This is a genomic window from Stieleria magnilauensis (assembly GCA_007753675.1).
Classification (GTDB): domain Bacteria; phylum Planctomycetota; class Planctomycetia; order Pirellulales; family Pirellulaceae; genus Stieleria; species Stieleria magnilauensis.
The window spans coordinates 10375267-10387559 of record CP036432.1 but is presented as its reverse complement, the minus strand read 5'-3'; the positions used below and the strand labels follow the sequence as shown (position 1 = coordinate 10387559).

Sequence of the window (12293 nt, the reverse complement as noted above, 5' to 3'; positions counted from 1 at the left end):
TATACGCTAACGATGCATTCTCAACATCGCCCGTTTGTCTTCAATCCAGTCGGTCAGCGAATCCCGCACGGCTCTTCCCAGGGTGCCGTCGCGATAAACCAGCCGCGCGTATCCGGTTTGTCCGGGCAACACGCGATCGGTTTCGCCGCCGACCAGATCGATCAGCACCGGAAACCTGGGTGCGATCAACTCCATCGCATCCGAATCGTCAGTCGCTTGCGGGTTCGGCCGCACCGGCAACGGGCCTCCGGCGTCAGCCCCCAAGGCGGCGTGCGGCAGCGACAATTCGGCCCGCGGCAACACGCGATCGATTCGGCCCGCGATCGGTCGCTCGCCCATGCCCCACAAGCGAACGTCGACCCGTTGTCCTTGGGCACGCCGAAATGCCTCGACATCGGCTTGATCGACCAGCCCCAGCATTGTTTCGCTGCCATGGGATCCGATCACCAACAAACGTTCGCCCCGATGGATGAATGTCCCCACACACGATTGCACATCACACTGTGCAATCACACCGTCGGCCGGCGAGCAAACGACCAGCCCGGAGAGCTGTCCTTCCAGTTGTGCCAGTCGGCTTCGTAACGACGCTTGCACCTTCTGCTCCACACCTGCTGCGGCGATCGATTCGGAACTGAGGAAACCTCGATAGCGGGCATCGGATGTTTCCAGATCCAACAACACATCGCGGTACTCCAATTCCAGTTCGCGATTGCTCAGCCGAGCCAGGATCTGTCCGCGCGAGACAACGTCCCCGACCGACACCGAAAGTTCGTCCAAGAATCCATCCGCGCCGATTCGTACTTCGTGCGGATGGTGGTAATCGACGACCAGCGGTACGGTTCCACGCGAGTACCACGGCACCACCGACCAGCACATCCACAGGGTTGCGGATGCCGCCGCGGTGATCCAACCCAGGCGGCGATGACGCACCAAGCGGTTCTGCAGGATCATGCGGATCCAACGACAACACGTCGGCCCCACCCACAATCCGATTGCGACGATCGCGATCGCCTTTCCCACCCCGTGCATCAACACTTCGGCCGAGAGCAGCAGCGAGACACAGACGATCCACCGCCACACCAGCGCTGCGATGGCATACGCGACGACGATGGCCGGACTGCCTTCGCCCCGATCGGGACCGCGGACGTCGATCCCCAAGAAATAGCGGCGCGTCGCCGTGGCCAACCACCGCCGTCCATGTGTTGCCAGGTTGGGCAGTTCCAAGGCATCGATCATCATGTAGTACCCGTCGAAACGCATCAACGGATTCGCGTTGACCAACAGCGTCATTAACGATGCGGTCACGATCACATTCATCGCATGCTGACGGACCAACGGATCGAAGCTGGACGTCCACACCAATGCCGCAATCGCCGCACAGAAGATTTCGGCGTACATTCCCGCTGCCGAAATGATGACCCGCTGCCACTTGCCGTCGATCTTCCAGCCGCTGGTCACATCGACGTAGGGCATCGGTGCAAACAGAATCAGCACGATCCCCGACTCGCGGACATGACCTCCGAATCGACGGCAGGCCAACGCGTGACCGGCTTCGTGAATCAGCTTCAGCCCCAACCAGGTGGCCAGCAGCACCAGCCAGTTCTGCCGCGCCAACACGTGCATCCCCGCGCCAGTAAACGCGTCCCAGGATTCCCACAACGCAAACGCCGCGTAGCCGACCACGAGACTCCAGACTACCCCTCCCCAAACGCCGAAAATAAGTTTGCCCAACGGATCCAGTGGACGTAAAACCGGCATCGGATTGAACAGCGGAATCTTCTGGATCATCGGATTGACGCCGCCCAGCACTCTGCGCGTCTGTTGTTTGACACGCCCTTCCTCCAGCCGATTCTCGCAGCTGGACTGCTCGGTCGTGATGATGGAACATTCCAGCAGCCATTTGCAGAGCGTGGCGACTTCGCGTTCCTCTAATCCATCGCTGCCGCAGATCTCCGCCGTCTGCCCCATCGCTTCGGCGATCGTTGTCTGACCGTCCAGCAACGAGACGAACGTGTATTCGGCAAGTCCCAGTCGATAGAACTTGCTGCGCAAAACGTCTTCGATCACATAACACGTCCGCCCGCCATACACCTGAACCGCAACCCGCACGTCGTCGCGAACCGAGGGACAGAGCCCAAGGATGTCGACGGTCAGGTGTGGGGCGGGGGGGAGAGGAGTTTCAAGTTTCAAGTTTCAAGTTTCAAGTTTCAGGTTTCAAGTTTCAGGTTTCAGGTTTCAGGTTTCAGGTTTTGAGATTTGAAACATCCTTCCGGTTTTCAGAAGAACCAGGCCGCCCTGGCTTTCTCCGCGGCGTGATGAAACAAGATCCATGCGATGCGTTTTGAATCGGTGCTGACCTTTGCCGTTGCTTGCATACCGGGACGCAGGGTTTGATCGTGATTTTCCAGGATCACTTCGGCGACGAAAACGTTCCGTTGACCCCGCACTTCGGCGCGGGGGCGGATCTTGTCAATCGTTCCTTCGGCGGTCTCGCTTCCCATCCCTTCCAGAAACAGCGTCACGCGGTCACCGGTTTCGACGTGGGCGACCTCTTCGGCGGGGACCGCCACCTCGACACGCAGACGATCCAGTGGTGCGACCTCATACAACACTTGTCCCTTGGTCACCGGGTAGTTTTCACGCCGATCCAGACTTCCCGACAGGACGATGCCGTCGATCGGGCTGCGGACTTGAAGATTCGATTGCCGAAACCGCAAGAGTGCTTGCTTGTTCGCCAAGGCGCGGGCTTGCAAGTCGGCCATCACCGCTTGCGGTGTTTCGTAGCGTGCCTGGTGCGCGTCTCGCTTCGCTTCGGCCCGCGAGTGTTCCGCCGTCACGCCGGCCAGTTCCCACAAGATCTCACTACCGTCCAAGTTGGCGAGACATTGTCCGGCCCGCACCACGTCGCCCGGTTCGGCCAAGGTGGTTTCTAGCAATCCGTCATGTGGCGCGACGCAGAACCGGCGTTCCACCGGTTCGGTCACGCTTCGGCATCGAATCGTATACGGCCAAGGACAGGCCAGCACGATGCCGGCAGCAAACATGGTGACCAACGCGACGATCTGCTTGAGCCGATGTTGTTTCGCAAACGCGCCGCGAAGCAACCGGCCGGCGGCGCTGCGTTGATGTCGCGCGACCACGCTCAATGCCTCTCCCACGGGTTGTTCGATGGCTGAAAGAAAACGTGTGAATTCCGGATCGGTTGCCAATTCACGTCGCCCGGTGGCTGCCAACGCACCGATGACCTGGCCTGCGCGGTCGCTCAAGGGAACCGTGATCACCAACGAATCGCGCCCGGCAAACTGTTTGTGGGCCAACAACTGATGCGTTCGGATTCCGGGCAGCGGCGGCCAGGATCCGATCGTTCCCCGACCCACCGCTTCATCCAAGACCGCTTTCATGTTGAGCATGGTTTCGCAATAGGGGTCGATCGTCGGCAACTTGGACGCCGCCCTGACGCGGCACGCTCCCGCGGCATCACGCCTGCCTCGTCGCCCGACCAAGCCGACAAATACCTGGTCACATTGAAGGTGTTGTTGCAGCTGTGCCGCGGTGACCAGGCATGCCTGATCAATCGTCGCCGCGTCTTGAATGCGCTGAACCAGTTCGAGCGACGCCGCGGCCATCCGTGTTTGGCCGAACGTCTCCTCAAGTCGCTGTTGCTGTGCCGCGTACTCCAAGAAGCTCAGGACCGACTGGGCGACACTCAACTCGATCGCCCGCTGCGCATTGCCAATGGGCCACCGCACGACAGTTACGACGGCGGCAAATTCAAGCGACCTCGTGGCCAGCGCGATGCATTCCACGCGGTCTTCGACGCTTGAAGCGATCACCGGCCGCCCCTTGGCCAGCGATTCGGCGGCCTTCGGCAACAGCCACGCCTGGAGTTTGTGGACGTCGTGTTTTGCTGCGTCCAGGGTGCGCGAGGCGACCGAAAGATCGCCGTTTTTGGCGCGACGTACCAGCAGCATGCCTCGTACGGCGGGACGCTCCGCTTGCAGACTCAGCGCGGCGGCGATGGTCTGGTCAAGGCTTCTCCCACGCGCCAGCAACTCCGTCAATCGCGCCTGTAGATCCGCGATCCAGTGCAGCTGTCGTGGGTCATTGGCACCGTCGTCGTGGCGGGGCCGAATGGTCCGGCCGATCGCCAGGGGCATCTGCGCGGTGTCGCTTCGCAGTTGGTCCATCGCTGTGCTAATCCTTTGGTGTGGCCGTCAGCGTTGTCGGGCGAATCCTCGCGCGGGTGGCCTGCAATTGACAGCGCACACCACTTCGATAGTGACGATTCGGGTTGTCGATCAGCAGGTCGACACGCACCCGTCCGCTGTCCGCTTCGGTCACGACACCGACATAGTCGACGCGACCGACGCAACGCTGATCGGATTCAGGTTGCCACAGGTCGACCTCCGACATTGAGTCCAGCGAACCGGCGACCGAGGTTGGCACAAACAGGGTGACACGCAGCCGATCCAATTGCACAACGGTGGCGACATGTGGTTCTTGCAGTGAGACGTACTCTCCCGGCTGCTTCGTCACGTCGGTGATCACGCCCGAGATCGGGCTGTAGACCCGTCGTTGCTCGATACGAGCTTCGATTTCTCGCAATTCGAGTTTCCTCAGCCGTATCTCTTCCCGCGCCGCATCGACCTCCAGCATGGCCACCGACGCATCGGCTTTCGCGCGGCGAACCTCTTCGACACTGCCCGCACCGTCGTCGAGCAGTTGTTGAAGTTTTTCATAGCGTTGGTGCTTTAGATCGGATTCGATGATCAGGGCATCGATTCGTGATCTGGATTCGGCCCTGGCAGAGGCTACGTTTCGGCTGGCCTGCAACACGTCGCAGTCGAGCGTTATCAGCAACTGCCCCTCATCGACCTTCATTCCGCGATGGATCAAGACCGTATCGACCGAACCGCTTTCGGCGACGCAGAGTTCGATTTCACGAAACGGCTCGGTGAATCCGCTGAAGGCGTCGAGGTGCTCCGCCGGCGTATCGATTTGCGTTTGGCCGGGCGGCGCGGCGTGGCAGCGGTCGGCATCCAGGCAAAGGCATGCACAACAACAAGCGACCAGCAGGCCGCTGAAGAGGTGTGGGGCAGTGATGTTCATGGTGACGTTCGGCTTGCCCTCCGTGGATTGAGCCGTGCTGGAGCGTTGCTCTTAGGCGCGTCTGGCCAACGACGATTGCACCGATTCCATCCAATCGTCATGGGCGACCATGCGTTGCCGCTGCACCAGCGCGTCGGCTTCGGCTTGTCGTTGCAGTCGTCGCAGCGCGACGGAGAAGTCTTTGCGGCATTCGCCGGTCGGTCCGGCCGAGGCACGCATTTCCGCCGCCAAATCCGGATCCCGCGATTGAATCAGTTCGTCATCGGCGGCGGCATAGAACTGGCAGCTTCCCGGGTCGCCTTGGCGGGCGGCGCGGCCGGCGAGTTGGCGATCGACGCGCTGACAGGCGTGCATCGCGGCGGCCGCGACGTGCAGTCCACCGGCCGCCAGGGCTTGGGCGTCGGGTTTGATGTCGGTGCCGCGTCCGGCCATGTTCGTCGCGACGGTCACGGCTCCCGCAACGCCTGCCCGATGGACGATCGACGCTTCCTCTTCGTCTTGCAAACCGTTCAAAACGACGTGCGAGATTCCTTGCTCGGTCAAACGTCGGCTCAGCAGCTTGCTTTCCTGGATCGTCCCGGTCCCGATCAAGACCGGCTGGCCGCGGCGACTGCGCCCGGCCGCGTCATCGGCGATCGCGTCGAATTTGCGCTGGCACGTCTCAAAGCATCGCAGAGGAAGTGGTTGCCGTATACAGGGTTTGTTGGTTTCGATCCGCACGACCGGCAAACGATAGAATTCTCGCAGTTCCGATTCGCTATCCGACGCGGTTCCGGTCAGACCCGCGACGCCTTCGTAGAACCCGATGTAACGCTGTCGGGTGATGCGGGCGTGCGTTTCATTCTCATCGGTCATCTCGACTTGTTCTTTGGCCTCGACCGCCTGGTGCAACCCGCTGCTCCATTTTCGTTCGTCATGGATGCGGCCCGTGTTTTGGTCAACGATCATGACCTGGCCTTCTTGCACGACGTAATCGACGTCGCGTTGCAGGATCCGCTCGGCCCGCAATGCGTTTTCTACCAATTGGCTCCAGGGGCGGGCGAGTTGACCCGGCGGCCGTGAATCAAACGATCGGTGAATACGTTTCCAGCCGTCGGGAGTTAAACGAATCGTGCGTTTAATCGGGTCGATGATGTAGTCGTCGTCTTCGCTCAAGTCCATCGAGACGCGGCGGGCAAATTGATACAGGGTCGGCGACGTCGATGCACTGCTTTTTCCGCCGGCCAAGATCAGCGGAGTGGTGGCTTCATCGATCAATACGCTGTCGGCTTCATCGATGATCGCGAACGCATGGCCGCGTTGGGCGGGCGTCGCTTCACGGTTGTCGATCCCTTGCAGCGAGCGGAGGAATCGCTCACCGAGACGCGTTCGGTGGCGAGAACGAAGTGCCAGCTGGTCCTTGAGAAAATCAAATCCGAATTCATAACCCGGGCCATAGGTGATGTCGCAGGCATAGGCCTTGATTTTCTCTTCGACGGGTCCTTGGGGTTGCAGCAGTCCGACGCTGAAGCCGAGCAATTCATAGACCGGTTTGAGTTCGTCGTGGTCGCGCCGGGAGAGGTAGTCGTTGGTGGTCGCGACGTGCACGCCGCGCCCGGACCAGGCGTGCAGCACCGCGGGCAGCGCCGTCGTGATCGTTTTGCCTTCGCCCGTTTGAATCTCGGCGATGGTTCCGGCGGCCAGCACGAATCCGCCGCACAGTTGGACGTCGTAGTACGACATGCCCGTGGTCCGCCGCAGCGCCTCGCCGGTCAAGGCAAACGATTCGATCGCGTTGTCCAGGACGGCGGCATCATCGCGAGATCGAATCCGATCGCGACACTGTGCGGCGGAGGCTCGAAACGTTCGATCGTCGAGCGGTGCGAGTTGCCGGCCGCGGGCGCGGACACGCTGGATCCAGTCTTGAGTCGATTTGGCGACCGTTTGCACGCCGCGCTTCGGTTGCCCGGTGATGCCGCGATAGTTGGCAATGCAGGGGCGTGACTGGAACATGGGCGACGCGTGTGGACCGTGATGACCGAGGGAGACACGTCATGAAAATCGACGTTTTCGCCTCGACAACTTCACGCGTCTTGCCGAGTCGATGCAAGAGAGTGCAGGGAAAGCGGTCGCCAGGCGTGACAATCGTTTCGGCAAGCATGATCGGACAGGCAATACAGCCGGTAAGGGTTGCCCAGGCTTGACGGTCGCACGGGCACAATTGCAATCGGCTTCCAGGGCACATTCCAGTCGTCTCTGTGTTCTCGGCCAAGCTGAGTGATTGCCATCGGATGACAAGCTCAATTCACATCTCGTTCACTTTCGTGCGGTTCATCCTTCCTTGCAATGATTTTGGCGTCTTCCGCCTCAATAAAACGGAGGACTTCGTTCGGATCGTCTAACAGACTTTCAAATGATCCTTATGCGGTCGTGTCCTGCAAACGCCGTCTCTCCCAGACGGGAGCGAATCTAAATCAGTTGCCGAATCCTGCTGTAAAAGAATCGACGTCCCTTCAGGATCGTCCCCGCTAGCCGCGGCGGATTTCGCTGCCTTTGAAGTACAGTGTGATTCGATAAACCTTCTTTTGGCAGCAGGTAATCGTGCCGGTCTGCAAGTCGACTTGTTCCGGGATCGCTCGGCGGCGGACGTCGATCATCGCGTGATAACCGCGTTCGGAAAAGATATCGATCAACATCTGCAGGGCGAGCGGATCGTCGAGCACCGGGTCTTCGCTGCTGATCGTGGCGCGTCCGGAAATGGCGTGCCGAAGGATGATCGGCACCAATTTGGCTTCGATCAATTCGACGACCGCATGGAAAATCTCTCCGTGGTCGTATTCATAGCCGTCCAGGCGGCGGACCAGATCGCGGCGGGCGTGTTGGACGATGTCGCTGGCCAGCGGAATATCGCCGATCGCGTGGAACGTTCGCGGGTCGAGTTCGAGTGAACTTTGGTACTCGAGTTCGTTGAGGATGTTTTCTTGGACAACGACCAGATCGGCTTGGGCGTTGATGAAGTGGAAGTGAAAAATCTGTTTCAGCGAGACGAGCGCGTCGTAGGTCTTTTCCTTGAAGACTCGATAGCGGTTGCGCGCCAGGGCCTCGTTGAAGTCCGTGGCTCGTTCTTCCCACAGCTCGCCGATCCCGCTCCGCACGACCTCTTCGTTGTGCGCGATGACTTGCCGTCCCCGCGAGAGCTGGCGTTTGACGCTCTCGGATTCGTCGACGAACAGCACCATGATGTGAAACACCGGTGGCTTCATGTGCTCGACGTTCGGATTGTCGATCAACTCGCGGCGGAGTGATTTCATCCGGTCGTAGAGCGCCTTGAGGCATTCGACCTGGACCTTGGTGCGGGGAAATCCGTCCAGGATCGCGCCGTTTTGGAATTCCGGTTCGAGCAGCTTGCGGAACACCAGCGAGACGACTTCACGGTCGCCGACCATGCCGCCTTGGGCTTTGATCGCCTTGGCTTCGGGGGAGTTGAGCAGCTCGCTGACGACGACCGGTTTGGCGGTGATGTCGCGGACTTGCCGAATGAAGTCGGTGTTGGTGCCCTTGCCCGCGCCCGGGGCTCCTCCCAGCAAGATCAGCTCGGTGGGGAACCGGAGGTTCAATTTCCCTTTTTCAAACTCCAATTCTTTCCAGACGGAATTGAAAATCAATTGCGCGTCTTTGACCTCAAGATCGGCCGGCGGGATCGGCTTGGGTTCGGGATCAGCAGCTGGATTCACGATAGAACGGGCGGGCTTAGGAGTAGAGAGGCGGAAGCGGCGGCTTCATGAGAGCGTATAGGGTAGCACGGGCGGTTCAATACGGCACGCCGATCGAATCGCACAAGAAACGCATCAGCGGTCGGGCCTGTTTGACCCGCTGGACGATCAAATCCACGATCGCATCGCCGGTCAGTTCCGCCTCGCTCAGCGGCGCGATCGCGACAAAGTCCTTGCGGCGCAGGTCCTCGATCAGCGGATGGTCCTTGGGATAGTCCCGTGGAGCCGTTTTCAGACTTTCGCCGACGAAGTCAAAATCCGCCCGAAACGCCTTATTGTCGCGGGCCCGTTTCCAGGCTTTCGGGTCCGCATCGATGGCGGCCCGGATCGACGCCAGGGCGCTGCTTTCCGGCCGCCAGGTGCCGGCCCCGATGAAACACTCCGCCGGTTCCAGGTGCAGGTAAATACCGGGGGCGTGGACGTCTTTGCCCGCCTGGTGTCGCAACGAGATGCCGACGTTGGTCTTGTAGGGTGTTTTGTCTTTGCCGAATCGCGTGTCTCGGTAAATCCGCAGCACCGAGCCGTTGTGCGGCTTGGGGGACACGTGCAGCATCGGGGCGGAGCGGGCGAGCGGTTTTTCCAGCCGCGCGACCAGTTCGACGGCCGGCCCGAGCACGTTCTGCTGGTAGAGATCTTTGTGTGCGGCGAACCAGTCGCGATTGTTGTTCTGTTTCAACTTGCGCAGGAACGCAAACAGCGACTTGGGAAGAATGCCTTTGCTCATCGGAGGCCACTCGAAGGAGGAGATGTCACACCGCGAGACGGTCGACTGCGAACTTGCGATCACCATCGGTCGGTTGCCCGCCGATCGTTGCCGCTAGCGCTGCGTCGCTTGGATGCCACGGTCCTGCACGAGTTTGGCCGTCGGCAGCGTTTTTGCCAAGTATCGCTGGGAGACGTTGATGATCGTGCGGGCGAATTCGGCTTTGGTTTGGGCGTCGATCTGTGGCATGCGGTCGACCATTTCCAGCATACCCTCGGGGTTTTGTTCACAGGCCTGAGAGATTTGGCTGATGAACTTTGCCGTTTCGACGAAATTGTGGTCCGCCGATTTTCCGATCAGTCCGCCCAAAGAACGGGCGATGATGTCGGCCCCCAAGCTCTCGAATTTGATGTAGCAATCCAGGGTGCCGGTGACGGTGGTCGATCCGTCAGATGCGACGGCATAAGTGCTTTTGAAGACGAACACGCCCTTGCCGAGAATCGGTTTCTGCACGAATTTGCCATCGTACATGCCGTCGGCCATGAACACGTGCAGGTTGCGATCGCCGTAAAGCAAATCGATCTGGCAGGTCGTGCCGCTGCCGTCGACCGCGTCGAGTTGGTACGGCCCGGTGCGGGTCGCCTGGACGTTGGTGATCCCCATCAAATCCCAAATCCCGATGATCGCCTCGGGTTTTCGGGTCAGAAACAGAAACAATTCTTCGTCACAGCGAATCGCTTGGGTCGGCAAACGCCGGTACAGCGTCGGTTTCTCGGTCACCCCGGCCAGTTTGACCTTGGCGTGCGCGGTCAACCGGTCCATCGGCAAGGCATCGAGCAATTCGTCCCGACGCGACGAGGTTCCGTCATCATTGCCGCCAAAGAGTGAGCGGAGTCCGAACAGATTGGAATTCGGCTCGCCGTCGTTGGTGTCGCTGCGATCGTCTCCGCTGGAGTGACCGTGGGTGGCGGAGCGGTAGCGGGATTTTCCCGCCGGGCCTTCGGCGGCGCAGGGCGAATCAGAAATCGCCCAGCAAACGGCCAACAGGGTGAGCACAGCCCGGGCGCATCGCAGAGGCCCGGCGCGTCGCACAGCCGGGGCGCAGGGCCGCGACGCGGGGGTAGCGGAGACGTGCCGAAGGCGCGCGATCGTGTGTCCCGTCGTCTTGGCCACCAAAATCCCCGTGTTGCGTTCGGAGTCAGCGGCCGAATCGGCCACCATCCCACCGGATTAGGATTCGGCGATTGGCGGTAAAGGAGTTGAGAGAAAACCGGTGGGCCCTCCCGGGCAAGCTTTTTCCCGGGCCCCCGGCGGGAAATCGCGGCGGGATTTCCGATTTCTTCCCCAGATTCCTTCAAGTTGCCAGGACTCGACACTGCAGACCGGATCTCGATAATCGCATCCAGCAATGCAGGTAACTCTCCCCCCTTACACCCGAACGACCGATGGCGAAGAAAACGATTGACCAAGTTGACGTGGCAGGCAAAACCGTGCTGATGCGAGTCGACTTCAACGTCCCGCTCGATGACAACCAGACGATTACCGATGACCGACGCATCCGCATGGCCTTGCCGAGCATCAAGAGCGTCATCGATCGTGGCGGCAAGCTGATCTTGATGAGCCACCTCGGGCGACCCAAGGGAGAGCCGTCGGATGTCGAAAAGTTTTCGCTCGCCCCGGTCGCCAAACGTCTCGGCGAACTGCTGGACAAGACCGTCGCCTTTTCCAGTGACACCGTCGGAGCCGACGCCGAGGCGAAAGCGGCCGCACTGTCCGACGGCGACGTGCTGGTGCTGGAAAACCTGCGTTTCAACGACGGTGAAAAGAAAGGCGACGCCGAATTCGCCGGCAAACTCGCCGCCCTGGCCGATGCGTATTGCAACGACGCCTTCGGAACCTGTCACCGCAAAGACGCCTCGATGGTCGCGGTGCCCGAAGCGATGGCCGGCAAGCCGAGGGTTGTCGGCCATCTGGTCGCCAAAGAAATTCAATACCTCAGCGACGCGATCGCCAATCCCGAACGACCCTTTGTGGCGATCTTGGGCGGGGCAAAAGTCAGCGACAAGATCAACGTGATCAACAACTTGCTGGGGATCTGCGATGCCGTGCTGATCGGCGGCGCGATGGCTTACACGTTTTCATTGGCCAAGGGCGAATCGGTCGGAAACAGCCTGGTCGAAAAAGACAAGGTCGATCTGGCAAAGGAACTGATCGCCAAGGGCGGCGACAAACTGGTGCTGCCGGTCGATACCCACTGCGGTGACGATTTCGGGGACCCCGCGGGATGCAACAAAGAAGTCGTTCCGGCGGGCGAAATCAAAGACGGCTTTGAAGGCATGGACATCGGGCCGGCGACTAGCGCCAAATACTCGGAAATCCTGGCTTCGGCTAAGACGATCGTCTGGAACGGCCCGATGGGAGTGTTTGAGAAGCCGCCGTTTGACGCCGGGACCAAAGCCGTCGCCCAAGCGGTCGCCGACAGCGATTCGATCAGCATCATCGGCGGCGGTGACAGTGCCGCCGCGGTGGACCAACTGGGATTCGCCGACCAGGTCAGCCATGTCAGCACCGGCGGCGGTGCCAGCCTGGCGATGCTCGAAGGCCAGTCCTTTGCCGCGGTCGACCTGCTCGACGAAGCCTAGGGTTCCGCCGCCGCTGGAGGGTCGCGTCGTGGATCCTGTCCACGATCCACGACGGCCGATCCGAACAGTAAGTCAGCGTCTCGTTCG

8 protein-coding genes are annotated in these 12293 nt (G+C 60.5%); 1 reads left to right on the top strand and 7 read right to left on the bottom strand.

The genetic code is table 11. The features are described from left to right. Positions 1 to 6: 6 nt before the first annotated feature. From TBK1r_RS36750 to TBK1r_RS36720, 7 genes are all read right to left on the bottom strand, one after another. Positions 7 to 2190, bottom strand: a complete 2184-nt coding sequence (locus TBK1r_RS36750; RefSeq protein WP_145221218.1) for an HlyD family efflux transporter periplasmic adaptor subunit — start codon at positions 2188 to 2190, stop codon at positions 7 to 9. Between the two features lie 86 nt (positions 2191 to 2276). After that, positions 2277 to 4187 carry an efflux RND transporter periplasmic adaptor subunit gene (locus TBK1r_RS36745; protein WP_145221215.1) on the bottom strand — a complete coding sequence of 637 codons (1911 nt, stop codon included), beginning with the start codon at positions 4185 to 4187 and terminating at the stop codon, positions 2277 to 2279. A gap of 7 nt (positions 4188 to 4194) precedes the next feature. Further along, the gene (locus TBK1r_RS36740; RefSeq protein ID WP_145221213.1) at positions 4195 to 5109 is read right to left on the bottom strand and encodes an efflux RND transporter periplasmic adaptor subunit; all 915 of its coding nucleotides are present in this window, start codon (positions 5107 to 5109) and stop codon (positions 4195 to 4197) included. A gap of 51 nt (positions 5110 to 5160) precedes the next feature. Next, entirely contained in the window at positions 5161 to 7101 is a 1941-nt protein-coding gene (locus tag TBK1r_RS36735; protein WP_145221210.1) for a preprotein translocase subunit SecA, read from the bottom strand. 515 nt (positions 7102 to 7616) lie between these two features. After that, positions 7617 to 8822 carry a nucleoside monophosphate kinase gene (locus TBK1r_RS36730; RefSeq protein WP_419580750.1) on the bottom strand — a complete coding sequence of 402 codons (1206 nt, stop codon included), beginning with the start codon at positions 8820 to 8822 and terminating at the stop codon, positions 7617 to 7619. 76 nt (positions 8823 to 8898) lie between these two features. Beyond that, positions 8899 to 9585, bottom strand: a complete 687-nt coding sequence (locus TBK1r_RS36725; RefSeq protein WP_145221203.1) for a DUF2461 domain-containing protein — start codon at positions 9583 to 9585, stop codon at positions 8899 to 8901. Positions 9586 to 9678: 93 nt separating this feature from the next. After that, positions 9679 to 10620, bottom strand: a complete 942-nt coding sequence (locus TBK1r_RS36720) for a hypothetical protein (RefSeq protein WP_145221200.1) — start codon at positions 10618 to 10620, stop codon at positions 9679 to 9681. A 389-nt stretch (positions 10621 to 11009) separates the two neighbouring features. Here TBK1r_RS36720 and TBK1r_RS36715 point away from each other — a divergent pair, with 389 nt between their 5' ends. Next, positions 11010 to 12206 (top strand): phosphoglycerate kinase, encoded by a 1197-nt coding sequence (locus TBK1r_RS36715; protein ID WP_145221197.1) that lies wholly within the window; start codon positions 11010 to 11012, stop codon positions 12204 to 12206. Positions 12207 to 12293: the final 87 nt, after the last annotated feature.